The 23,384-nt window shown below is 69.3% G+C and carries 20 protein-coding genes and 1 riboswitch; of the genes, 15 read left to right on the plus strand and 5 right to left on the minus strand.

The annotated features are described in order from the left end of the window. Nucleotides 1-211: 211 nt before the first annotated feature. The 10 genes from ACIGJO_RS24210 (at nt 212) to ACIGJO_RS24255 (ending at nt 10,263) form a co-directional block, all read left to right on the plus strand. Complete coding sequence (locus ACIGJO_RS24210; RefSeq protein ID WP_399961287.1) at nt 212-820, plus strand: CDP-alcohol phosphatidyltransferase family protein; 609 nt, start codon at nt 212-214, stop codon at nt 818-820. 112 nt (nt 821-932) lie between these two features. After that, nucleotides 933-3,428 (plus strand): sugar phosphate nucleotidyltransferase, encoded by a 2,496-nt coding sequence (locus ACIGJO_RS24215; RefSeq protein ID WP_399961289.1) that lies wholly within the window; start codon nt 933-935, stop codon nt 3,426-3,428. Between the two features lie 97 nt (nt 3,429-3,525). Beyond that, nucleotides 3,526-4,446 (plus strand): DUF881 domain-containing protein, encoded by a 921-nt coding sequence (locus ACIGJO_RS24220; protein ID WP_399961291.1) that lies wholly within the window; start codon nt 3,526-3,528, stop codon nt 4,444-4,446. Continuing rightward, the gene (locus ACIGJO_RS24225) at nt 4,443-4,775 is read left to right on the plus strand and encodes a small basic family protein (protein WP_003970459.1); all 333 of its coding nucleotides are present in this window, start codon (nt 4,443-4,445) and stop codon (nt 4,773-4,775) included. Before ACIGJO_RS24220 ends, ACIGJO_RS24225 begins: the two co-directional genes overlap by 4 nt. Before the next feature lie 5 nt (nt 4,776-4,780). Beyond that, a complete protein-coding gene (locus ACIGJO_RS24230; protein ID WP_399961293.1) occupies nt 4,781-5,581 on the plus strand; it encodes a DUF881 domain-containing protein in 801 nt (266 codons plus the stop codon). Nucleotides 5,582-5,771: 190 nt separating this feature from the next. Next, nucleotides 5,772-6,569 (plus strand): FHA domain-containing protein, encoded by a 798-nt coding sequence (locus ACIGJO_RS24235; protein WP_399961295.1) that lies wholly within the window; start codon nt 5,772-5,774, stop codon nt 6,567-6,569. A 41-nt stretch (nt 6,570-6,610) separates the two neighbouring features. Continuing rightward, the gene (locus ACIGJO_RS24240; RefSeq protein ID WP_399961297.1) at nt 6,611-7,357 is read left to right on the plus strand and encodes a MerR family transcriptional regulator; all 747 of its coding nucleotides are present in this window, start codon (nt 6,611-6,613) and stop codon (nt 7,355-7,357) included. A gap of 53 nt (nt 7,358-7,410) precedes the next feature. Further along, nucleotides 7,411-7,884, plus strand: a complete 474-nt coding sequence (locus ACIGJO_RS24245; protein WP_006123076.1) for a bifunctional nuclease family protein — start codon at nt 7,411-7,413, stop codon at nt 7,882-7,884. 168 nt (nt 7,885-8,052) lie between these two features. Further along, nucleotides 8,053-8,670 (plus strand): MerR family transcriptional regulator, encoded by a 618-nt coding sequence (locus ACIGJO_RS24250; RefSeq protein WP_399961299.1) that lies wholly within the window; start codon nt 8,053-8,055, stop codon nt 8,668-8,670. Nucleotides 8,671-8,766: 96 nt separating this feature from the next. Further along, the gene (locus tag ACIGJO_RS24255; RefSeq protein ID WP_399961301.1) at nt 8,767-10,263 is read left to right on the plus strand and encodes a DNA polymerase IV; all 1,497 of its coding nucleotides are present in this window, start codon (nt 8,767-8,769) and stop codon (nt 10,261-10,263) included. On the opposite strand, the gene ACIGJO_RS24260 is transcribed toward ACIGJO_RS24255, so the two are convergent. Next, a complete protein-coding gene (locus tag ACIGJO_RS24260) occupies nt 10,185-10,556 on the minus strand; it encodes a PRC-barrel domain-containing protein (RefSeq protein WP_399961303.1) in 372 nt (123 codons plus the stop codon). The genes ACIGJO_RS24255 and ACIGJO_RS24260 overlap by 79 nt on opposite strands. Nucleotides 10,557-10,688: 132 nt before the next feature. After that, a riboswitch (glycine riboswitch) is annotated at nt 10,689-10,786 on the plus strand. 196 nt (nt 10,787-10,982) lie between these two features. Here ACIGJO_RS24260 and gcvP point away from each other — a divergent pair. After that, nucleotides 10,983-13,868 (plus strand): aminomethyl-transferring glycine dehydrogenase, encoded by a 2,886-nt coding sequence (gene gcvP, locus ACIGJO_RS24265; protein WP_399961305.1) that lies wholly within the window; start codon nt 10,983-10,985, stop codon nt 13,866-13,868. 81 nt (nt 13,869-13,949) lie between these two features. Here the strand turns inward: gcvP and ACIGJO_RS24270 are convergent, their stop codons facing one another. Both ACIGJO_RS24270 and ACIGJO_RS24275 read right to left on the minus strand, forming a co-directional pair. After that, nucleotides 13,950-14,156, minus strand: a complete 207-nt coding sequence (locus ACIGJO_RS24270; protein WP_356756776.1) for a DUF5999 family protein — start codon at nt 14,154-14,156, stop codon at nt 13,950-13,952. Nucleotides 14,157-14,481: 325 nt separating this feature from the next. Then, nucleotides 14,482-15,066, minus strand: a complete 585-nt coding sequence (locus ACIGJO_RS24275) for a hypothetical protein (protein WP_399961308.1) — start codon at nt 15,064-15,066, stop codon at nt 14,482-14,484. A gap of 479 nt (nt 15,067-15,545) precedes the next feature. Here ACIGJO_RS24275 and ACIGJO_RS24280 point away from each other — a divergent pair, with 479 nt between their 5' ends. Further along, nucleotides 15,546-17,051, plus strand: a complete 1,506-nt coding sequence (locus ACIGJO_RS24280) for a glutamate-cysteine ligase family protein (RefSeq protein WP_399961310.1) — start codon at nt 15,546-15,548, stop codon at nt 17,049-17,051. Nucleotides 17,052-17,174: 123 nt separating this feature from the next. Here ACIGJO_RS24280 and ACIGJO_RS24285 read toward each other — a convergent pair whose 3' ends face one another. Then, complete coding sequence (locus ACIGJO_RS24285) at nt 17,175-18,965, minus strand: substrate-binding and VWA domain-containing protein (RefSeq protein ID WP_399961312.1); 1,791 nt, start codon at nt 18,963-18,965, stop codon at nt 17,175-17,177. 184 nt (nt 18,966-19,149) lie between these two features. Between ACIGJO_RS24285 and ACIGJO_RS24290 the strand changes: the two genes are divergently transcribed. Then, nucleotides 19,150-19,929 carry a CPBP family intramembrane glutamic endopeptidase gene (locus ACIGJO_RS24290; RefSeq protein ID WP_399961314.1) on the plus strand — a complete coding sequence of 260 codons (780 nt, stop codon included), beginning with the start codon at nt 19,150-19,152 and terminating at the stop codon, nt 19,927-19,929. Nucleotides 19,930-20,474: 545 nt separating this feature from the next. Here the strand turns inward: ACIGJO_RS24290 and ACIGJO_RS24295 are convergent. After that, on the minus strand, nt 20,475-20,915 hold the full coding sequence (locus ACIGJO_RS24295) for a hypothetical protein (RefSeq protein ID WP_399961316.1): 441 nt from the start codon (nt 20,913-20,915) through the stop codon (nt 20,475-20,477). A 381-nt stretch (nt 20,916-21,296) separates the two neighbouring features. Here ACIGJO_RS24295 and ACIGJO_RS24300 point away from each other — a divergent pair, with 381 nt between their 5' ends. Beyond that, nucleotides 21,297-21,725 (plus strand): hypothetical protein, encoded by a 429-nt coding sequence (locus ACIGJO_RS24300; RefSeq protein ID WP_399961318.1) that lies wholly within the window; start codon nt 21,297-21,299, stop codon nt 21,723-21,725. Between the two features lie 151 nt (nt 21,726-21,876). Next, nucleotides 21,877-23,274, plus strand: coding sequence for a Mucin-2 (locus tag ACIGJO_RS24305; RefSeq protein WP_399961320.1), 1,398 nt, complete (start codon nt 21,877-21,879; stop codon nt 23,272-23,274). Nucleotides 23,275-23,384: the final 110 nt, after the last annotated feature.

Below are 23,384 nucleotides of genomic sequence, written 5' to 3' on the forward strand. Positions count from 1 at the left end.
GTACTGCAGGGGGGACCCTGTGGGAGAGTAGGACGCCGCCGAACAATTTTTCCGGGAAAGCCCCGTACCGCAAGGTACGGGGCTTTTCTGCGTTCTGAACGTCTCAGGATTATGGAGCCGTGCTCTCTCGCCACCCCTGTGCACCCGTCGGCGGCCGCTGCGGGTAGGGTCAGGGGGCATCATTGGCACATTCTTCACAGGAGGCCCCCGGGTGGAGGTCCAGGAGACTCGGGTTCAGACGGACCGGGTCCTCACCATCCCCAACATCCTCAGCATGGCTCGCCTCGTCGGCGTACCGCTCTTCCTGTGGCTGATCCTCCGCCCCGTGTTCGGCGGGCCGAGCAGCGACGGCTGGGCGTTGCTGGTGCTCATGCTCAGCGGTATCAGCGACTACCTCGACGGAAAGCTCGCGCGCCGGTGGAACCAGATCAGCAGCCTCGGGCGGCTCCTGGACCCGGCCGCCGACCGGCTCTACATCCTTTCCACCCTTGTCGGGCTCACCTGGCGCGAGATCCTGCCACTGTGGCTGACCGCCGCGCTTCTCGCCCGAGAGCTGATGTTGCTCGTGATGGTCGGAATCCTGCGAAGGCACGGCTATCCGCCGCCCCAGGTGAACTTCCTCGGGAAAGCTGCAACATTCAACCTGATGTATGCGTTCCCCTTGTTGCTGCTCAGCGATGGAAGTGGTTGGCTGGCAACGCTGGCCGCCATTTTCGGATGGGCGTTCGCAGGATGGGGTACAACGCTCTATTGGTGGGCAGGGATCCTCTACGTGGTTCAGGTCCGCCGGCTCGTCGAGGCGGATGCAGTAGCCGATTGAGCTCGTTGATGCGGTGCCGCGCAGTGTGGCCGGCCCGCGGCTGATGTCTTGGATACTGCCCCGGCGGGCATAGTCGGCTAGCCGTCGTCTCTTCTAGGAGGACGTTTCCGACATGAAGGCCGTCGTGATGGCTGGTGGTGAAGGCACTCGCCTTCGCCCCATGACCTCAAGCATGCCCAAGCCGCTCCTGCCCGTAGCCAATCGGCCGATCATGGAGCATGTGCTGCGGCTGCTCAAGCGGCATGGGCTCAGCGAGACCGTCGTGACCGTCCAGTTCCTCGCCTCCCTCGTCAAGAATTACTTCGGTGACGGCGAAGAACTCGGGATGGAGCTCACCTACGCCAACGAGGAGAAGCCGCTCGGCACCGCGGGGAGTGTCAAGAACGCCGAGGAGGCGCTCAAGGACGACACGTTCCTCGTTATTTCCGGTGACGCGCTCACGGACTTCGACCTGACCGATCTCATCGCCTTCCACAAGCGGAAGGGCGGACTGGTCACGGTGTGTCTCACGAGGGTCCCCAATCCACTGGAATTCGGGATCACGATCGTGGACGAGGAAGGCCAGGTCGAGCGTTTCCTGGAGAAGCCCACATGGGGCCAGGTCTTCTCCGACACCGTCAATACGGGCATCTACGTCATGGAGCCCGAGGTCTTCGACTACGTCCAGGCCGACACCTCCGTGGACTGGTCGGGTGATGTCTTCCCGCAGCTCATGAAGGAAGGCAAGCCGATCTACGGCTATATCGCCGAGGGCTACTGGGAGGACGTGGGCACCCACGAGAGCTATGTGAAGGCCCAGGCCGATGTACTGGAGCGCAAGGTCGACGTCGAGCTGGACGGCTTCGAGATCTCGCCCGGCGTGTGGGTCGCCGAGGGCGCGGACGTCCACCCGGACGCCGTGCTCCGGGGGCCGCTCTACATCGGTGACTACGCCAAGATCGAGGCGGATGTCGAGATCCGTGAGCACACGGTCGTGGGCTCCAACGTCGTCGTGAAGACGGGCGCCTTCCTGCACAGGGCCGTGGTGCACGACAACGTGTACATCGGCCAGCACAGCAATCTGCGCGGCTGTGTGATCGGCAAGAACACCGACATCATGCGCGCGGCCCGCATCGAGGACGGCGCCGTCATCGGTGATGAGTGTCTGGTCGGCGAGGAGTCGATCATTCAGGGCAATGTTCGGGTGTACCCGTTCAAGACCATCGAGGCCGGCGCGTTCGTCAACACCTCGGTGATCTGGGAGTCCCGCGGGCAGGCCCATCTGTTCGGCGCCCGTGGTGTCTCCGGAATCCTGAACGTCGAGATCACCCCCGAACTGGCGGTGCGGCTGGCCGGTGCCTATGCCACGACGCTGAAGAAGGGATCGACGGTCACCACGGCGCGTGATCACTCCCGTGGTGCCCGTGCGCTGAAGAGAGCGGTCATTTCCGCCCTCCAGGCCAGCGCCATCGACGTCAGGGACCTGGAGAACGTGCCGCTGCCCGTGGCCCGTCAGCAGACGGCCAGGGGCAGTGCGGGCGGCATCATGATCCGTACGTCGCCCGGGGTGCCCGACTCCGTGGACATCATGTTCTTCGACGAACGCGGCGCCGATCTCTCCCAGGCGCTGCAGCGGAAACTGGACCGGGTCTATGCGCGCCAGGAGTACCGGAGGGCCTTCCCCGGTGAGATCGGGGACCTGTACTTCCCCTCCAGCGTCTTCGACTCGTACACCGGCTCCCTGCTCCGCAACGTCGACACCACCGGTATCGCCGAGGCCGGGCTCAAGGTCGTCGTCGATGCCTCCAACGGCAGTGCCGGGCTCGTCCTGCCCAGCCTGCTCGGGCGGCTCGGCGTGGAGTCGCTGACCATCAACCCGGGGCTCGACGAGTCACGGCCGACCGAGTCGGCCGAGTCCCGCAGGGCCGGGCTCGTGCGGCTCGGCGAGATCGTGTCCTCGGCCCGTGCCGCCTTCGGTGTGCGCTTCGACCCCGTGGGTGAACGTCTGTCGCTGGTCGACGAGCGCGGCCGGATCATCGAGGACGACCGGGCCCTGCTCGTGATGCTCGACCTGGTCGCGGCCGAGCGGCGCAGCGGGCGCGTCGCCCTGCCCGTGACGACCACGCGCGTGGCCGAGCAGGTGGCGGCCTACCACGGCACCCAGGTGGAATGGACGACCACGTCGCCGGACGACCTGACCCGGGTGGGCCGTGAGGACTCCACCATCTTCGGAGGAGACGGGCGCGGCGGCTTCATCGTTCCCGAATTCAGCAGCGTCTTCGACGGAGCGGCCGCCTTTGTCCAGCTCATCGGGCTCGTCGCCCGTACGCAGCTCACGCTGAGCCAGATCGACGCCCGCATTCCGCGTGCCCATGTGCTCCGCCGTGACCTGGCGACCCCCTGGGCGGTCAAGGGACTCGTCATGCGGCGTGTGGTCGAGGCGGCCGGGGACCGCAGCGTGGACACCACGGACGGTGTCCGGGTGGTCGAGGCCGACGGGCGGTGGGTGATGGTGCTGCCGGACCGGGCCGAGGCCGTCACCCATCTGTGGGCCGAGGGGCCCGACGACGCGTCCGCGCAGGCCCTGCTCGACGAGTGGTCGGCCGTCGTGGACAGCGCGGGCAGCTGATGTGACAGCGGTGTGCCGGGAGTTGCCGTGCCAGGGCTCCCGGTGCACCGGTGGGGCCATTCGGCGGTAGCCGTGGTGACGTGCGACGATGTGCGGCATGTCGCAGCAGCCCCCCGAACGGAGTACCGCCCCGAAGCCAGCCCGCCCCGACGCCTCCATGTCGCTGCTGACCAATGTGATGGACCACAGCCTCGATGACGGATACGCCGAGGCCACGGCCCGCCGCAAGGCCGACGGGAGCGCCGGACTGCCCCGTACGCTCAAGTCGAAGCTCGGCCTGGCGGCCGGGCTGGTGATCGCGGCTCTCGTGGTCACCCTCGGCGCCGCCGAGGCGAGGGTCTCGGCGCCGGTCGTGGCCAAGGAGCGCGAGGAGCTCATCGACCGTATCGACGCGGAGACCACCGCGGCGGACATGCTGGAGTCGGACGTCGAGGAGCTGCGTTCCGATGTGAGCGAGCGCCAGCGCAAGGCGCTCGAACAGCACGGCGGGGACCAGGGCGAGCTCGTGGCACTGCTGTCCGGGGCCACTCCGGTCGAGGGGCCCGGTGTGAAGCTCGTCGTGGACGACGCCAAGGACACCGACCAGGGCGGCGGCGGGCCGCGCGAGTCGACCGGCTTCGCCGACACCGGACGGGTGCGCGACCGGGACATGCAGCGCGTTGTCAACGGACTCTGGGAGTCCGGCGCGGAGGCCATCGCCATCAACGGCCAACGGCTGACAGCACTGTCGGCGATCCGCGCGGCGGGCGACGCCATACTGGTCGACAACCGGCCGCTCGTACCGCCCTACACGGTGCTCGCGGTGGGGGACGGGAAGAAGCTCGCCACCGCGTTCCGCGACAGTGCCGACGGGATGTATCTGCACGCGCTGCAGGAGAACTTCGACATCAGGACCAGCATTTCCGGTCAGGAGAAGGTACGGCTTCCGGCCGCGCCGAGCCTGATCGTCCGTACAGCAGAGCCGAAAACCGCTGGCACCGGCAGTGGCACGGCAGAATCAGGGAAGGGCACATCGTGATCGCCGTACTGGGCCTCGTCGTGGGAGTCGTGGTCGGACTGTTGGTCCGGCCCGAGGTACCGGCGGTGGTCGAGCCCTACCTGCCGATTGCCGTGGTGGCCGCGCTCGACGCCGTCTTCGGAGGTCTGCGGGCGATGCTCGACGGCATCTTCGTCGACAAGGTCTTCGTGGTGTCGTTCCTGTCCAATGTCGTCGTGGCCGCACTGATCGTGTTCCTCGGCGACAAACTGGGTGTGGGTGCCCAGCTCTCCACTGGTGTGGTGGTGGTGCTCGGCATCCGGATCTTCTCCAACGCCGCCGCCATCCGCCGGCACGTCTTCCGGGCTTGAGGCCGATGAGTAACGAAGAATCCCCCCGCAGCGAGGAGCGCACCGGCGACGAGCCGGCCGGCGCCCCCGCGCCCCCGCCCGCACCGCTCGACGGACGTCGGCGGCTGCTGGCCGGTCTGTGGCCGCCCCGTGTGAGCCGTGCCCAACTCGTCGTCGCGCTCCTGCTGTTCGGCCTCGGTCTGGGGCTGGCCATCCAGGTCCGCTCCAACAGCGAGGACAGCGCCCTGCGCGGCGCACGGCAGGAGGACCTGGTCCGGATCCTCGACGAGGTCGACGACCGGACCCAGCGTCTGGAGGACGAGAAGCAGCGCCTCGACGATCAGCGTACGGAGCTGGAGAACAGCTCCGACCAGGCCGAGGAGGCCCGGAAACAGACGTTGGAGAAGGAACGGCAGCTCGGTATCCTCGCGGGCACCGTGGCTGCCCACGGCCCCGGCATCACGCTGACGATCAACGACCCGGGCGGCGGCGTCGCGGCCGACATGCTGCTGGACGCCATCCAGGAGCTGCGTGCGGCCGGTGCCGAGGCGATCGAGGTCAACGGGGTGCGGGTGGTGGCCAATACGTACTTCGCCGGTGACGGCGGTGACATCCAGGTCGACGGCAAGAGGATCCAAGCGCCTTATGAGTTCAAGGTGATCGGCAAACCGCAGGACCTGGAGCCGGCGCTCAACATTCCCGGCGGCGTGGTGCAGACGCTGGAGAAGGAGCAGGCCTCCGCGGTCGTGGAAAGGTCGGACGACATCGTCGTGGATGCCTTGCGACCGGCGAAGCAGCCTGACTACGCTCGGTCGTCGTCACAGTGAGCCGTGGGCGTACGAAGGCGGAAGGACGCGGGCCGGAGGTTGCGGGGGGTCGGCGCAACGGATTGGTGGCGCGTGGTGGAAACTGTCGGGTGGATACGGACGTTGTGAAGATGTCCGGGTCGGCAGGTGTGTTCATTCAGGGTTCGTCCTGCCCCACGGGCGGGTCTATGTCGGTCAAGGGGAATCGCCCGTGAAGTTGTTTGCGAAGTTGTTCGGAAAGAGTGCACGCGAGGACAGCAACAGCGCTGCCCGGCACCGTGCACCGCGCCATGGTCAGGACGAGGAGCAGGGCGGGGAGCGCCCGCTCTTCCGCGACGAGGTCTCCGGTTCCGCCGGTGACCCTCAGGGTGGGTCCGGCGTGTCGTCTGTTGACCATGCCGGTGCCGGACGCATAGGTTTCGGCGAACCATCAACCTCAAGTACGGGTGGAGGGTTCAGCTCCGCCCCGGAGGGTTCGGCCATGCCGGTTTGTACGAGGTGCGGGCACCGCAACGCCGAAGCCAGCCGTTTCTGCTCCAACTGCGGTACGCCGCTGCGGGGCGGTGTCCCCGAGCGTGCCTCGGAGACGACGTCGACGATCTCGATCTCCGGTCTTGAGGCGTACGAGGCGGAGGCGACGGGGCAGACCGCGCTGCCTTCCCTCTCGCCCGAGGCGCAGGCGGCCGTGGACGCCCTGCCGGGCGGTTCCGCGCTGCTCGTGGTGCGGCGCGGGCCGAATTCGGGCAGCCGCTTCCTGCTGGACGGTGACCTCACCACGGCCGGACGGCACCCGCAGAGCGACATCTTCCTCGACGACGTGACCGTGTCGCGGCGTCATGTGGAGTTCCGCAGGAGCCCGGACGGCAGCTTCACCGTGGGTGATGTCGGCAGTCTCAACGGCACCTATGTCAACCGTGAGCGCATCGATTCCGTCGCGCTGTCCAACGGCGACGAAGTCCAGATCGGTAAGTACCGGCTGGTCTTCTACGCGAGCCAGCGGGGCGTATGACCCTCCCCCGGACCCGGTCCGGGGGACCCTCAGGAAGGCCCATGCTGCGAACACCCACAGGCGGTGCCGGTCACGGCACCGCCACAGCGGACGCCCGAGCGATGAGCATCGGCACGGTGCTTCTCCAGTTGCGCGACGAGTTTCCCGAAGTCACCATCTCCAAGATTCGTTTCCTGGAGGCCGAGGGCCTCATCGAGCCGCAGCGGACGCCTTCCGGATACCGGAAGTTCAGTACCGGCGATGTCGAGCGCCTCGCTCAGGTGCTCCGTATGCAGCGGGACCACTATCTTCCGCTGAAGGTCATCCGGGGGCATCTCGACGCCCTGGCCCGGGGGGAGCAGCCCGTGCTGCCCACCCCCGGCGGTGGCCAGCGGGACCTCTCCGACGGATTCTGGGACTCCGGCCCCGGCGCCGCGACCGCGGCGCGCATCGGACGCTCCGAGCTGCTCGCGGCGGCCGAGGTGGGCGAGGAGCAGCTCGACGAGTGGGAGTCGTACGGGCTGATCGTGGCCATGCCGGAAGGCGGCTACGACGCCGAGACGGTCACCGTGGCGAAACTTGTGGCGGATCTGGGCCGATTCGGTCTGGAACCTCGGCACCTGCGGGCCATGCGGGCCGCCGCGGACCGTGAGGCCGGGCTGATCGAACAGGTGGTCGCGCCCTTGCGCCGGCACCGGAATCCGCAGACCAGAGCCCATGCGGAGGCCACCGCGAAGGAGCTCGCGGAGCTTTCCGTGCGGCTGCACGCGGCCTTTGTCCAGACGGCTCTGCGGGTCCGGCTGCACTGACCTCGGAGGCGCCCGACTACCCAAACATGGCGGGCACGTCCTAGGGTTGCTGTGTGAACGAGCTCGACGTTGTCGGTGTCCGGGTGGAAATGCCCTCAAACCAGCCGATCGTTCTCCTGCGTGAAGTGGGAGGCGACCGGTACCTCCCCATTTGGATCGGTCCTGGGGAGGCGACCGCGATCGCCTTCGCCCAGCAGGGCATGGCTCCCGCCAGGCCGCTGACCCATGATCTTTTCAAGGATGTGCTCGAAGCCGTCGGCCAGGAGCTCACCGAGGTCCGCATCACGGACCTTCGTGAAGGTGTGTTCTACGCGGAGCTCGTCTTCGCCAGCGGGGTCGAGGTGAGTGCCCGGCCGTCCGACGCCATAGCGCTCGCCCTGCGGACCGGAACGCCGATCTATGGCAGTGACGGCGTGCTGGACGACGCCGGGATCGCCATCCCCGACGAGCAGGAGGACGAGGTGGAGAAGTTCCGCGAGTTCCTCGACCAGATCTCTCCGGAGGACTTCGGCACCAACAGTCAGTGACCGTCCCGCAGGGGTGTCGTCAGCGCATCCGACAAGCCTTTCCCGATAGTGAGGCACGGGAAACCACCCTCAGGGTGATTATCACTCGGCGTGCCGAGTGTGGCGATCGTTGACGCACCCCAAGTGACTGCCTACCTTCGAGTGGGCAGGTCAAGGACGGAGGTCGGCGTGAGAATCAGCGGCGACGGTACGGCAGCGGGTGGGCCGTATCCGCAGCACGGCAATGCGGCCGACCACACCATCAGGCAACCGGTTCAGCCGGCTGCGGTGGCGGCGGACGGCGTGGCAGCAGCGAATGACATCGGCTATCGCGGACCGACGGCATGCGCGGCGGCGGGGATCACCTACCGCCAGCTCGACTACTGGGCGCGTACGGGGCTGGTGGAGCCGAGCGTGCGTCCTGCCTACGGGTCGGGCACCCAGCGTCTCTACAGTTTCCGGGACGTGGTCCTCCTCAAGATCGTCAAGCGGTTCCTGGACACCGGGGTCGCCCTGCAGAACATCCGCACCACGGTCCAGCATCTGCGGGCCCGGGGGTTCCAGGACCTTGAGCGGATGACGCTCATGAGTGACGGTGCGACGGTGTACGAGTGTTCCTCGCCCGCCGAGGTCGTGGCGCTGCTCCAGGGCGGGCAGGGGGTCTTCGGGATCGCTGTCGGCGTCGTGTGGCGGGACGTGGACGCGGCACTGTCCCAGCTGCACGGAGAGCGGGTCGACACCGGCGAGACGCTGGTCGGCAACAACCCCACCGACGAACTCGCGCGGCGGCGCAACCGAGCCGGATGACCGGCTGACGGCATCGGCGACAGCGGTGATGACTGCCCGGCCCCCGAGGGGTGCCGGGCAGTCGCGTTGTCAGTGCCGTAGGGCAGCATCGGAGATGTGAGAGCCGCGCCCACCATCCTCCATCTGGACATGGATGCCTTCTACGCCTCGGCGGAGCAGGCGTCCAAGCCGAGTCTGCGCGGCAAGCCGGTGGTCGTGGGCGGGCTGGGGCCGCGAGGAGTGGTCGCCACCGCGTCGTACGAGGCCCGGCGCCTGGGCGTGCACTCGGCGATGCCGACGGCCCAGGCCCGGCGGCTGGCACCGAACGCCGCGTATCTCGTGCCGCGCTTCTCGCTGTACCGGACGGTGAGCGACCAGGTGATGGAGCTGCTCGGCAGGCTGTCGCCGCTGGTGGAGCCGCTCAGCCTGGACGAGGCCTTCGTCGATCTGGAGGCGGGCGGCGTCGCCGCCGACTCGGCGTCGGCCCGCGCCATGGGCGAGCAGCTGCGGGCGGCCATCCACGCGGTGACCGGGCTCAGCGGATCGGTGGGGCTCGCCGGCTCCAAGATGCTGGCCAAGATCGCCTCGGAGGAGGCCAAGCCGGACGGGCTCCTGCTCATCGAGCCGGGCAGCGAGCGGGAGCTGCTGGCACCCATGCCCGTGCGGATCCTGCCGGGCGTCGGCCCCGCCACCGGTGACCACCTCCGCCGGGCCGGGATGACCACCGTCCATGACCTGGCCGAGGCCGGGGAGGCGGAGCTCGTACGGCTGGTGGGCAAGGCGCACGGCGTCTCGCTGCACCGGATGGCACTGGGCCTGGACGATCGCCCCGTCGTGGCCGAGCGGGACGCCAAGTCCGTATCGGTCGAGGACACCTTCGATGTCGACCTGCACGACCGGGTACGGGTGCGTGCGGAGGTGGAGCGGCTGGCGGACCGGTGCGTGGAGCGGCTGCGGGCCGCGGAGCGTTCCGGGCGCACGGTGGTCCTCAAGGTGCGCCGGTACGACTTCTCCACCCTGACCCGCTCGGAGACCCTCAGAGGGCCCACGGACGACCCCACAGTGGTCCGGGAGGCCGCGGCGAGGCTCCTGGAGGCAGTGGACACCACCGGGGGCGTACGGCTGCTGGGAGTGGGCGTGACGGGGCTCGCCGACTACACCCAGGAGGACCTCTTCGCCCAGGCGGCCGATGCCCGGCAGGCGGCCGCGGCGCAAGCGGAGGCCGAGGCCGGGGCGGAGGCCGGACCGGAGGTCCCGCCCGGCCCCGCGGCGGACGGGGACGCACCCGGCGCCGTCCCGGCCGGGGAAGCGGAGGGGGAGAGCGCCGAGCTCCTCGCCGCCAGGCGATGGCCCGCCGGCCATGACGTGCGCCATGGGACCCACGGTCACGGCTGGGTGCAGGGCAGCGGGGTGGGCCGGGTGACGGTTCGCTTCGAGGAGCCGGGCGGCACACCGGGCCGGGTGCGTACGTTCCGTGTCGATGACCCGGAGCTGGGGCCGGCCGACCCGCTGCCCCTGGTGCGCGACCCCGTGGACTACTCGTCCTGGCCCGCCAGCCTGCCGAAGTCCCGGTCCGGCCCGGTCCCGCCCGGAGGCGCGGAGTCCAGCCCGTAGTGGCGGTAGAGCTGCAGTTCCTGCTCCGGGCTGAGGTGGCGGCCGACGCCGAAGTCCGGCGCGTCCTTGATCAACGCGCGGTCGAACGGGATCCGCAGCGAATCCTCGACGAATTCGCTCGGTTCGAGGGGGACGAAAGCGTCCCGGCTGAAGAGCCCGGTGCGTACGGCCGCCCACTCCGGGACACCCGTCGCATCGTCGAGATAGACCTCGTCCACCGTTCCGATCTTGGTGCCCCTGCGGTCGAACGCCTTGCGGCCGATCAGGCTGCGCGGATCGATGTCGGTCTGCACGGTGCCTCCCACTGGTCGCAACTGCCTGGGTGGTGGTGACTACTCCACAAGCACTACAAAAGTGCAGATCCCGGGTGTCGGCCACTTGAGCAATCCGGCGGGAACCCCGCTGGTAGGCTGGCATATGGCTGCTGACCCCGTGCGGGAGAGTCCTCCGGTGCAGAATCCGGAGGCGCCGAAGGAGCAAATCCTCCCCGGAATCTCTCAGGCCCCCGTACCGCACGGACGAGGTCACTCTGGAAAGCAGGGCGGGTTCCGTGCGGGCATGTGTGCCGGGACGGATCCCACCCTCACCGACGGTGAAAGCCGGCGCGCCGTGAGGCGGGCCGGTGAAGCTCTCAGGTTGAGATGACAGAGGGGGAGGCCGTTCGGGCACCCACGCCGCGGTGCCCCTCGCAGGTCGTGACAGACCAGGAGGCCTCCATCATGACCCCCCGTCGCACTCCGCTCTCCCAGCTGGAGCAGGGCATTCCGTTCGAGCAGCGCCACATAGGGCCCGATGGTGAGGCCCAGGCGAAGATGCTCGCCCAGGTCGGCTACGGCTCGCTCGACGAGCTCACCGCCGCCGCGGTGCCCGACGTGATCAAGAGCACGGAGGCTCTCAAGCTTCCGTCGGCCCGTACCGAGGCCGAGGTGCTGGCCGAGCTGCGTTCGCTCGCCGACCGTAACCAGGTGCTCGCGCCGATGATCGGGCTCGGCTACTACGGCACGTTCACCCCGCCGGTGATCCTGCGCAACGTCATGGAGAATCCCGCCTGGTACACGGCGTACACGCCGTACCAGCCGGAGATCTCCCAGGGGCGGCTCGAAGCGCTCCTCAACTTCCAGACGATGGTCGCCGAGCTGACCGGGCTGCCCACCTCCGGCGCCTCCCTGCTCGACGAGGGCACCGCGGCCGCCGAGGCCATGGCCCTGTCCCGCCGCGTCGGCAAGGTGAAGAACGGTGTCTTCCTGGTCGACGCCGACACCCTGCCGCAGACCGTCGCGGTGATCGAGACCCGCGCGGAGCCGACCGGCGTCGAGGTGGTCGTCGCCGACCTCACCGACGGCATCCCGGCGGATCTCGCCGAGCGCGGCGTCTTCGGCGTGCTGCTCCAGTACCCGGGCGCCTCCGGAGCCGTACGGGACCTCAAGCCCGTCATCGGGCAGGCCCACGACCTCGGCGCGATCGTCACCGTGGCCGCCGACCTGCTCGCCCTGACCCTGCTCACCTCGCCCGGCGAGCTCGGCGCGGACATCGCCGTCGGCACCACCCAGCGCTTCGGCGTACCGATGGGCTTCGGCGGACCGCACGCCGGCTTCATGGCCGTGCGCGAGAAGTTCGCCCGCAGCCTCCCCGGCCGGCTCGTCGGCGTCTCCGTCGACGCCGACGGCAACAAGGCCTACCGCCTGGCCCTCCAGACCCGCGAGCAGCACATCCGCCGCGAGAAGGCCACCAGCAACATCTGCACCGCCCAGGTGCTGCTCGCCGTCATGGCCGGGATGTACGCCGTCTACCACGGCCCCGAGGGCCTGCGGACGATCGCCCGGCGCACCCACCGCTACGCCGCGATCCTGGCCGAGGGCCTGCGGCGGGGCGGAGCCGACGTCGTGCACGGCGCGTTCTTCGACACGCTGACCGTGCGGGTTCCCGGCGGGGCCGCCGCCGTGGTCGCGGGCGCCCGGGAGCGCGGGGTCAACCTGCGCCTCGTCGACGCAGACCTGGTCTCCCTGGCCTGTGACGAGACCACGACCCGCAGCCAGGTCGCCGCCGTATGGGCGGCCTTCGGCGCCGAGGGCGACGTCGAGGCGCTGGACGCGGTGGCCGCCGACACGCTGCCCGAGGGGCTGCTGCGCGACGACGAGATCCTCACGCACCCGGTCTTCCACCAACACCGCTCCGAGACCGCGATGCTGCGCTACCTGCGCAAGCTCGCCGACCGGGACTACGCGCTGGACCGCGGCATGATCCCGCTCGGCTCCTGCACCATGAAGCTGAACGCGACCGCCGAGATGGAGTCGATCACCTGGCCCGAGTTCGGGGCGCTGCACCCCTTCGCGCCCGCCGAGCAGGCGCAGGGCTTCCTCACCCTCATCCGTGAGCTGGAGGAGCGGCTCGCCGAGGTCACCGGCTACGACGCCGTGTCGATCCAGCCGAACGCGGGTTCGCAGGGCGAGTTCGCCGGTCTGCTGGCCGTCCGGGCGTACCACCGGGCCAATGGCGACGAGGGACGTACCGTCTGTCTGATCCCGTCCTCGGCCCACGGCACCAATGCCGCGAGCGCCGTCATGGCGGGCATGAAGGTCGTCGTCGTGAAGACCGCCGACGACGGCGAGGTCGACATCGAGGACCTGCGCGCCAAGATCGAGCAGTACCGCGACGAGCTCGCCGTGCTCATGATCACGTACCCCTCGACCCACGGTGTGTTCGAGGAGCACGTCGCCGCCATCTGCGGTGAGGTGCACGACGCGGGCGGCCAGGTCTACGTCGACGGCGCCAACCTCAACGCGCTGGTCGGTCTCGCGAAGCCCGGCAAGTTCGGCGGCGACGTCTCGCACCTGAACCTGCACAAGACCTTCTGCATCCCGCACGGTGGCGGTGGCCCCGGCGTCGGCCCGGTCGGCGTCCGCGCGCACCTCGCGCCCTACCTCCCCAACCACCCGCTCCAGCCCGCCGCGGGCCCGGAGACCGGTGTGGGCCCGATCTCGGCCGCCCCGTGGGGCTCGGCCGGCATTCTGCCGATCTCGTGGGCGTACGTCCGGCTGATGGGCGGCGAGGGTCTGAAGCGCGCGACACAGGTCGCCGTGCTCGCGGCCAACTACATCGCCAAGCGCCTGGAGCCGCACTTCCCGATCCTGTACAACGGCCCGGCCGGACTGGTCGCGCACGAGTGCATCGTGGATCTGCGGCCGATCTCCAAGGCGACCGGCGTCAGCATCGACGATGTCGCCAAGCGCCTGATCGACTACGGCTTCCACTCGCCGACCATGTCGTTCCCGGTGGCCGGGACGCTGATGATCGAGCCGACCGAGAGCGAGAACCTCGCCGAGCTCGACCGTTTCTGCGACACCATGATCGCCATCCGCGGCGAGATCGAGAAGGTCGCCTCCGGTGAGTGGGGCGCGGACGACAACCCGCTGAGCAACGCCCCGCACACGGCGGCGGCGCTCGGTGGAGCATGGGATCACGCCTACAGCCGTGAGGAGGCCGTGTTCCCGGCCGGAGTCTCGGCCACGGACAAGTACTGGCCGCCGGTGCGCCGGATCGACGGAGCGTTCGGCGACCGCAACCTGGTCTGCTCCTGCCCGCCGCTGGACGAGTACGACAACTGACCGAAGGCGTAGGCGCGTTGCGACATGCGTCGGGGCCGGTGCGGAGATCTCTCCGGGCCGGCCCCCTTCGTACGTCTGGGGTCAGGCGGCCTTCACCACCCGGCCGGCCGCCAGCGGCCGGTGCGGGGCGATGATCTGCCCGTCCGGGAGCAGCTCGCCGGTGTCCTCGAAGAGCAGGACGCCGTTGCACAGCAGGCTCCAGCCCTGTTCCGGGTGGTGTGCCGTCAGGCGGGCGGCTTCCCGGTCGGCGGAGTCGGCGGTCGGGCAGGGTGGCTGGTGCTGGCACATGGATGGGTTCTTTCGCTGCGTCGATTCGAATGTCCTGCGGCTGGATGACGTGTTCATTTGCCGCCCCCGTATCAGTCGGTCCGGTCCCAGTGTTGCCCTGCGGGCGACATTCCGCAGGGATTTCGCCGCAGCGCTTCTTCTCCTCCCATGACGCATCACCCGGCCGGACGGTTCAGCGCAACTGCACTGTCCCTTTGGGTGGTTCGGGGTGGCCGGACCGGGCTAGTCCGGACGGGTACGAATGAGCCCCCGCGGTATCCCTGCCCGCCAGGTGCGTGGTAAGGGCGGAACGGGGCGCCGCGGGGGCATGCGGAGGCGGGTCGGGTCAGGCGGAACTGAGCAGCGGACCCGGGGTGACACGAAGGGTCATCACCGGGAGCAGATCGGCGACGCGGCGCGGGTGGTGCGCCGCTATCCCCGGCGGGGCCGGCGCCAGGGGAACCAGCACATCGGTGGGGTCGAGCGCCGAGGCGGCGGCATCGGCGCCGGTGTCCCCGTGCAGCCACAGCGTGAGCATGTACAGCTCCGGGATGGAGAGCAGCCGCGCCTGGCAGGGGGCGACCGACGCTTCCGCCTGCTTGACGGCCAGCTCGGTCGAGGCGAGGTAGGGCCCCTCGAAGAAGTGCGAGAAGGCCCAGCCGTCCGGAGTGAGCATGGTGTCCGCCGCCGCGACGGCGCGCCCCTCGCTGCGGATCAGGAATCGCCAGGCGGCCAGACGGGTACGGGGCGCTGGGCCATTCGGCACGATCCGGTCCAGTACATGGACGGGCAACGGGAGTTCGGGGCTCAGGGGGCCCTGGGCCGACCGGAGCGCGGGAGTGCGGGCTTCTCGGACGGCGGTGGGGGATCCGAGTGCCGCGAGAACGCTGCGCAGTGCGGGCGCGGGAGCCGGAGGGACATGCAGCGGCATAGTGGGTCGCCTCTCACTTGGAGACACGGTGATGCGTGGTGGGTGCAGACGGCGCTGTCGGCGGGCGGGGCCAGAGGGGCCGGGACCGGGCCGGTTGCGTCAACTCTCTGCCTCGTGGGCGGAGTTTATACGAAAAGTGTTCACAAGGTGCTTCCACTACCGGGCGCGAATGCGAACCGCAAGGCGACATCAGGTCTTTGAATTGTGGAGTTTCTGATGATTCCTGCTGTTCCGGTCATCCTTCGCCAGGGGTTTTTCCGATGCCGCGGTAGGCCGAAACTCGATGGTGTTTTCCGTCACGCGCCCCACGGCCGAAACCCCGGATTGCCGTATGCCGACGGAATGTGCCCGCCGATTCCGTCGAAGACTAGCGGGTCCACGGCACCCGCGGGACGTTATGGATCAGCTCGAATGGGCATTATCGATCGTGATACGAGTGGCCTGGGCCGCGGGCCGCCCACTGGAGGAGGGACCCTTCGATGGGGGAGAAGGTCGTGGCGCGAGCCTTTGACCTGTCGGACCGGCAGACGTACCGCAGAAAGCTCAGTCAGTGCCTGGAGGGTTTGGAGAGGCTGCTGGCGGAGCGGAGGTTCGATCGCCCCAAGAATCTCCTGGGGCTGGAGATCGAACTGAATCTGGCGGGCTCCGACGGCATGCCGAGGATGCGGAATGCGCAGGTTCTCCAGCGCATCGCGAGTCGAGATTTCCAGACCGAACTGGGCATGTTCAATCTGGAAGTGAATATTGTTCCGCACCGCCTGAGCGGCCGGGTTCTCGATCAGCTCGCGGAGGAGCTGCGCACGGGTCTCGCCTATGCCCACCGCAAGGCCGCCGAGGTGGACGCGGGGATCGTGATGATCGGAATCCTGCCGACACTCGGCCAGCGGGACGTGGTGTCCGCGAACCTCTCGGAAGCGGAACGCTACACGCTGCTCAACGATCAAATGGCGGCGGCCCGGGGGGAGGATTTCGCGCTCGATATCGAGGGCGTGGAGCGGCTGGTCTGCACCTCGCCCTCGATCGCTCCCGAATCGGCCTGCACCTCCGTGCAATTCCACCTCCAGGTGACACCCACGCGTTTCGCGGACGTCTGGAACGCCGCGCAGGCCGTCACCTCCGTGCAGATCGCACTCGGCGCCAACTCGCCCTTCCTGTTCGGCAAGGAGCTGTGGCGGGAGTCGAGGCCCCCGCTGTTCCAGCAGGCCACCGACGTACGGCCGCCCGAGCTCCAGAACCAGGGCGTGCGGCCGAGGACCTGGTTCGGGGAGCGCTGGATCAGTTCCGCGTACGAGCTCTTCGAGGAGAACCTGCGCTACTTCCCGCCGCTGCTGCCGATCCGCGACGACGAGGAACCTCTGAGGGTGCTCGACGAGGGAGGAGTGCCCACGCTGGCCGAGCTCGTGCTGCACAACGGCACGGTCTACCGCTGGAACCGGCCGGTGTACGGACTGGCCGACGGCGTTCCCCATCTGCGGGTGGAGAACCGTGTCCTGCCGGCCGGGCCCACCGTGCCGGACGTGATCGCGAACGCCGCGTTCTACTACGGGCTGGTACGGGCCCTGGCCGAGGAGTCCCGGCCGGTCTGGAGCAAGCTGCCCTTCGAGGCCGCCGCGGAGAACTTCGACGCGGCCTGCCGCCATGGCATCGAGGCCGAACTGCTCTGGCCCCTCCCGGGCCGTTCCGGCGGGCTCGCCAAGGTGCCGGCGGTCAGGCTCGTACGCGACGAGCTCCTGCCGCTGGCGGCCGCCGGGCTCGACGCGTGGAACATCGAGCCCGCGGACCGCGACCGCTACCTGGGCATCATCGAGGAGCGGTGCAGGCGACGCGTCAACGGGGCGTCCTGGCAGGTCGCCACGTACCACCGGGCGCTGGAGGCCGGGCTGGAGCGTGACGCGGCTCTCGCCGCCACCACCCGGCGCTACATCGAGCTGGCGCAGATGGGCGAGCCGGTGCACACCTGGCCGGTGGGATTCCCGGCGCCCTGACCAGGACCGGACCGGGACCGGAACCGGGGCGGCGCGGGCGGGGCAGGACCGGGACCGGGAGAGAGACCGGAAGAGGGACCGGGTGGCAGGTGGGCCGGGCGGGCCGGGAGACGAATGCGCGGGCTACTCCTGCGCGGCGCGTCCGTTCTGCCCGGCCGTCATGATGGCCTGGAGGATCACCGCCTGGATCTCCGCCGGGTCGCTCACCTCGTACCCGCCGCCGCCGGTCACCTCCGCTATCGCCGAGACCTCTTCGCGATCGGCGTCGGGTCCCACCGCGATGGCGATGATCGGAACCGGCCGCTGCGGGTCGGCGAGCTGCTTCAGCCGGTCGATGAGCGCACTGCGGGAGATGCCGCGGGCGTCCTCGTTGGAGCCGTCGGTGAGGATGACCAGGGCGTTGAACTTGCCCTTCACATAGGACGACTGAGCCGCCTCGTACGAGGCCAGCGTGGTGTCGTACAGGCCGGTCGCCCCGCCCGGCACCGGTTCGAGGCCCGCGAACGCCGCCGACAGTTTGTCCCGGTAGGTGCCGCCGCCCTTCACGGGGTCGCCCAGCCTGCGGGTGGGCATCAGCTTGCGGTAGTCCTTCTCGCCGTCCAGCGTCGTCGCGAACTCCCAGAGCCCGATCTCGTCCTCCGGCGTGAACTGGCCGAGAGCCTGGATCAGGGACTCCTTCGTGACATCCATCCGGGACTGGTTGCGGCCCGGCACCGGAGTGGCCATGGAGCCGGACGCGTCGACCACCGTCGTCAGCCGCGCGCTCTGCACCGTGATGGTCCACATGCCGAGCGTCTCCTGGAGCGCCTGAGCGGTGGGCGCGTCGGCGGCGGCGGTGACGTACGGCTGGGGCGTCCTGCCGCCCGCCGCCGTGACGACCGCTTCCCCCGCGGTCCCGTCCACGGACCGGAACCCGTGCCGGGTCAGGATGGCCCGCGAACCGCGGTCGTTCAGCAGGGTCATGAAGCGCAGGGCCGCCCGCGCTTCCTCGGTGCTCAGCTTCGGTTCGTCGACCAGGGTGTACGGGTAGTTGAGCAGGGGGGTGCCGTCCTTCGGGTAGAAGAGATCGACCTTGCCCCCTCCGGTCGCCTCCGCGTTGTGGGCGAACGCCGCCTGCTCGGAGAGCAGCACCGCCTGATTGCGCTTCGGGTTGCCCTCCTCGGTCCCCGAACCGTCGCGCGCCAGGGTTTCCAGCACCTGGGTGTCGCCGTCGGACATCCGCTGTGCCAGCACCTTCGCGGTCTCGGCCACCCGGGTGTCGCTGTCGCCGCCCTGTGCGTCGGACGAGGCCCCGATGCTGGTGAGGGCCAGCAGACCGGTGGCGCTGCGGGCCGGGTCGGCCGCGCCGAGGCGCACCTTGTCCGACTCCATGGCCGAGGCGACCAGATCCGCCCAGGAGTAGGTCTTCCGGGGCCAGCCCAGCTTCTCGGCGGCCGGCGGGACCATGGCCAGGGCCACGGGGGAGGAGGCCACGGAGTCGGACGGGGTGATCGGGATGCTCTCACCGACCCCCTTGGCCCGGTCCAGCCAGAGATCGGAGTCGGGCAGCCAGACCTGGAAGTCGAGGGACTCGCTGCCGGTGGCGAGTGCGTCGGCCACCTTGTAGGAGTCGCGTGCCACCACCTTCACGTCCAGGCAGCGGCCGTCGGATCTCACCTCGTCCTCACGGGCCTTGTCTGCGATGGCCCGCATGGCGGGGGCGATGTCGGGCGAGGCCGCCATCGACAGCTTCACGCTGGAGTCCTCGCAGGAATCGGAGAACGACAACAGGCCGCCCTGGACCGCGACAGCCGTTCCCGCCGCCACAGCGAGTACGAGCATGGTGGCGATGGCAACGGTGCGGCGGCGGCGTGGGGGAGGACTACCCCGGTGCTCTTCCGTCGCGAAGTCGTCAGGCAAGCTATGACGTCCCATGTCGGTGGTGCCCCTCCTTGAGGATGAACAAGGAAAAGGGGGACCGCACCACCCGCGTTGGTGGTTGTCCCCCGGCCTGTCGCGCATGATCTTCGTACCTGCATTCGAGACCCTAGCGGGACGACGGGCGGGATGAGACGCGATTGCACAACTAAAGGCGGGTGCACAGGTGGAGGTGGGGCGCGTGGCTGATTCTTTTCCCCAAGATGCTGTTTCGCAACGGATCCTGCGGTCCGAGACGGTGCTGGTGCTGGCTCTCTCGCTGGGCGCCAGCGGGGTGTCTGCCCTGATCAGTTTTGTCGGATCGTTGACGAAACCAGGGGGTTTGAAGGATCAGGCCGCGACGCTCAACAGTTCGTACGCTCCTGGGCGGCCATGGCTGGATCTGGCATGGCAAATGTTCGGAATCGCAACGGCCCTGGTGCCGGTCGCCCTCGTGGCGCATCTGTTGATCAGGGAGGGCACGGGGCTGCGGGCCATCGGATTCGACCGGACCAGCCCCGGGCGCGACCTCGGGCGCGGCACTCTGGTCGCGGCGGGCATCGGCAGCGCCGGGCTGGCCTTCTACCTCGTGGCGCGGGCCACCGGGTTCAATCTCACGGTGGTGCCGGAGTCACTGCCCGACGTCTGGTGGAAGTTCCCCGTACTGATCCTCTCCGCGGTGCAGAACTCCGTACTGGAGGAAGTGATCGTCGTCGGGTATCTGCTCCGCAGACTGGGGCAGTTGGGCTGGACGCCGATGGCCGCGCTGGTGGCGAGTTCGGTGCTGCGTGGCTCGTACCACCTGTACCAGGGCATCGGCGGCTTCCTCGGCAACATGGTGATGGGCGTCGTCTTCGTGCTGCTGTACCGGCGCTGGGGGCGGGTCGGGCCGCTGGTCGTCGCGCACACACTGCTCGACATCGGCGCGTTCGTCGGATACGCGCTGCTCGCGGGGAAGGTGGACTGGCTGCCCACTCCGTGAAGGGGGTCGGCCGGCGCGAGGCGTGCGCGGGTCGTGGGGCGGCAGGCGCAGGCGGCGGTCGCCCGGTGGCGGACGTCGGTCGGGCGGTGGCAGGCGTCGGGCGGTGGCGGATGTTGAAGGGGCGTGCGGGGGTCACTCGTACGCCCCTTCGGCGTCAAGGAGTCGCCGCCCCGCGGCCAGCGGGAACTGCCGAACCGGCTTGGCTTCCTCGAAGCAAACTTCCCGGCGTCTCCCGACGGGAGGCGAAGGCGACCTGCGGGACCGCAACACTCCAGCTCGAAGGCCGACAACGCGGAGTCGCCGTAGAGACGCGCCTGTACCCCCGCCCTGCCCTCGAACCGCACTGGTCGAAGTCCGGTGTCAGGAACGTGCCGGTGGTCAGAGTTCGGTGGCAGTCGAACGAGTTTCGCTGTCACAGGACACCGGAGCGGGTGCCCGGTCTCACTGAACCTTGGTCAGTCTCACCGAACTTTGACCGGCTCCCGGTGTTGGTCGGGGCTTCACCCGCGGTGCATGCCGGCGCTGGCCAGGGTTCGGTCCCGTCGCTACCAGGCCGGTCGCAGATCTTGACGTTCGGTCGAGAGGCCTGCGGGTATCTCGACCGGTCCGTCCGTCCGCCAGAGATATCCCGGGCTCGGCGAGAACTCATCTGTCAGCGGTGCCGGGGCGTGGAACCGCTGCACACGGGGGAGCGACACCTCGACCAGAGCGCCGTCGTACATCATCCACAGGCCGAAGCAGTCGTCCTCCTCGTCATGGATCAGCACCTGCACCTGCTCGGGGCGGGGCCACGGGAGTGACTCCAAGTGCTTCAGCAGACCCGAGCGCGTCCACTGCCTGTGGAACTCGATGACCCAGCCCCCGACGAATAGGCCGAGCGGTTTGAACTCACCCTTCCAGCTGCGTGACTCGTCAGGCCGGCTGAGCGGCTCCATGACCTCGTCCGCGTACGACGCGAACACAATGACCTGCGCAATCCTGCTCATGCAGGAGTATCACCGAACGCCGGGAGGCAACGGCAACCGGTTTCGAACGCGGAACCGATCGGCCACATCCGAAGCGACCACCAAGCGGTGCCAGTCAACCTTCCTTGATACGAACGGGCCCGTCGTCAACCTTCCGCGAGACCGGTGAATCTTCGCTGAGACGGGACAGCGGGTGACCTGTGCCAGTGATCGCTGATCGATTGCCACTGAAGGATGATCAACGCACGTTTGTGCCACCGCAGGTTGATCATTCGATGTGCAGGTGCGTGGGGGACGTGGTGGGGGCACCTGTCGGTGTGTTCGAAGAACTTGCCCTTGCAGCCTTTGACCTGGCCTTTTCCGTCAAAACGTCACCGGCTCTGTTCCTCTGCCTGCCGCAGAGTGGCCTGCATCGAACGTCGTTCCCGCGAGGAGGACGCCGCTGACCGGCAGCCCTTCCGCGATTGCGCCGCCTGCGAAGGCTCCACGCCGCCGCACCCTCAAAGCGCCGACAAGCGCACCTGCTCGGAGACATGCGAACTGCAGGTCTCCCGGTGGGACCGGCTGATCGAGAGGGGACGGGCTTCCCCTGCCTTCCAGGACATGCGTGTTCTGCGGCATCCCGATAGAAGCGAAGTCGCTCGCCGCTCCCCCTCGCCGCTGGTGCAACCGGCGCTGTCGCACATGGTCGTCCGGGGGCGCTGCCCCATCGATCTTCTTGAAGCCGGTGTCCCGCGGCCGCTGCCAGAAACCGATCGACCGCCGCAAGGACGGCTGGACCCGACGCTGGTGCTCGCGCGAGTGCTACCGGTTGTCCCGTGGCTGGCCTGAGCAGCCAAAGAAGGCCGAGCAGCCGAGCGACTGGGCACTGTCCGGCCGACCATGACGGCCTGCCCGCCCGCCGGACGGGCTGCCGGGCGGGCTGCCGGGCGGGAGACCATGGTCGTGAACCAGCCGACGGAGACACAGGGGTGGGGGAATCATGGTCGCGTTCCACGCGTCCGCGCTGGACGGCGTCGCCCGTAATCCGGCGCTGCCGACACCGCTGCTGCTGCGCCTGCTCGCCTTCGACGGGGGCGGTGACCGCAGTCCGCCCCGTGGTGCGCTGCAGCGGGCCGGGCTTTCCGAGTCGGCCGTCAGGGCGATCCTGGCCCACCCGGATCCGGGTGTTCGGATCGATTTCGCCCTGAGTGCCAGGGCGGAGCCCGCACAGCGGGCCCGGCTCGCGGACGATCCTTCTCCCAAGGTGCGGGCAGCTCTTGCGTACGGACCCGAGGTCTACGACCCGCGCACGAAGGTCGCACCGCTCCCGAACGCCGTGTGCGTCCGCCTGCTCGACGACCCCGCCCCTTCTGTCCGGACGGCCCTGCTGGACTCACCCCATCTGGCGGCGTCGTTCGTGGCCTCGATGGCTACTCATCACAGCTCGGCAGCGCGCCGGGAAGCGGTGCGCGAATGGGAGATCCTGCCGCCGGGCGAGCGGTCGGCACTGCTGGCCGACCCTGATCCCGGAGTGCGGCGGGCCGCCGCACTCCGGGAGTGCCGACGGGACGCACGCGTCACCGCCGAACTCATCCGCGATCCGAAGTCCGCCGCCGAGGCGCTGCGCCGAGGGCTCCTCGTCCGCGCCGACGCCGAGCGGTGCGTCGCCGAGCGGACGCACCTGGCGGCCCTCGCCGGGAACCCGTCGCTGCCCGCCGACCTCGTGGAGCGGCTCGCCGTCGACCCCGACGAGGCCGTACGGCTCGCGGTCTCCCTCAGGCCCGAGCTGGACGAGGAACGGCGCATGGCGATCGACTTCACGGCCGGCGACTTCGACAGGGGCGACGGCGTGCAGTGGGTACGAGACGGGCTGACCGACCCCAAAGTGCTTCGTCGAGCCGCGGTCTCCGCACACCCTCTGCTCCGGCGCGCCGCCGTCCTGAGCCCCCACCTGCCGCCCGACCTGCTGCGCCTGCTCGCACGCGTCGAGGACCCGGTGGTGGAGAACCGCCTGGGTATTCACCACCCCGACACCCCGGAGGAGGTCCTGATGCGTGTGTTCGCGCGGCTCGGCGGGACGTTCTCCGCCTGGATGGCGGAGACGCACCCTCGCTTTCCCCGCGAGGGGCTCGCCGCCCGCTACGCGGACCACGCGGACGGGAACTACCGTCGGCTGGCTGTCCGGGACCCGGCCGCCACGCCCGCACTCATCGAACGGCTCAGCCATGACCCCGAGGTCTGGACGCGTCAGGCGGCGGCCGGTGACCCGCGTCTCCCGCTCCACCGGCTCCGCGAGGCCCTCCACGTCCCCGAACTGGCCTCCAGCACGGGCGCCAACCCGGCGCTCCCCGAAGACGAGATGGCCGCCGTCCTGAACCGGGCCGGCGTTCCCGCCTGACCGCCGCGCAGAACCGCCCGGCCCTGCGCCACTTCCCTGCAGCTCGGCCGGGCAGTCCCAAGTGTGACGGCCATGATCGACCGGAATCCCCTGATCGGACGGACGCGCAG

This window comes from Streptomyces sp. NPDC079020, from assembly GCF_044542225.1.
In the GTDB taxonomy this organism is placed as follows: Bacteria; Actinomycetota; Actinomycetes; order Streptomycetales; family Streptomycetaceae; genus Streptomyces.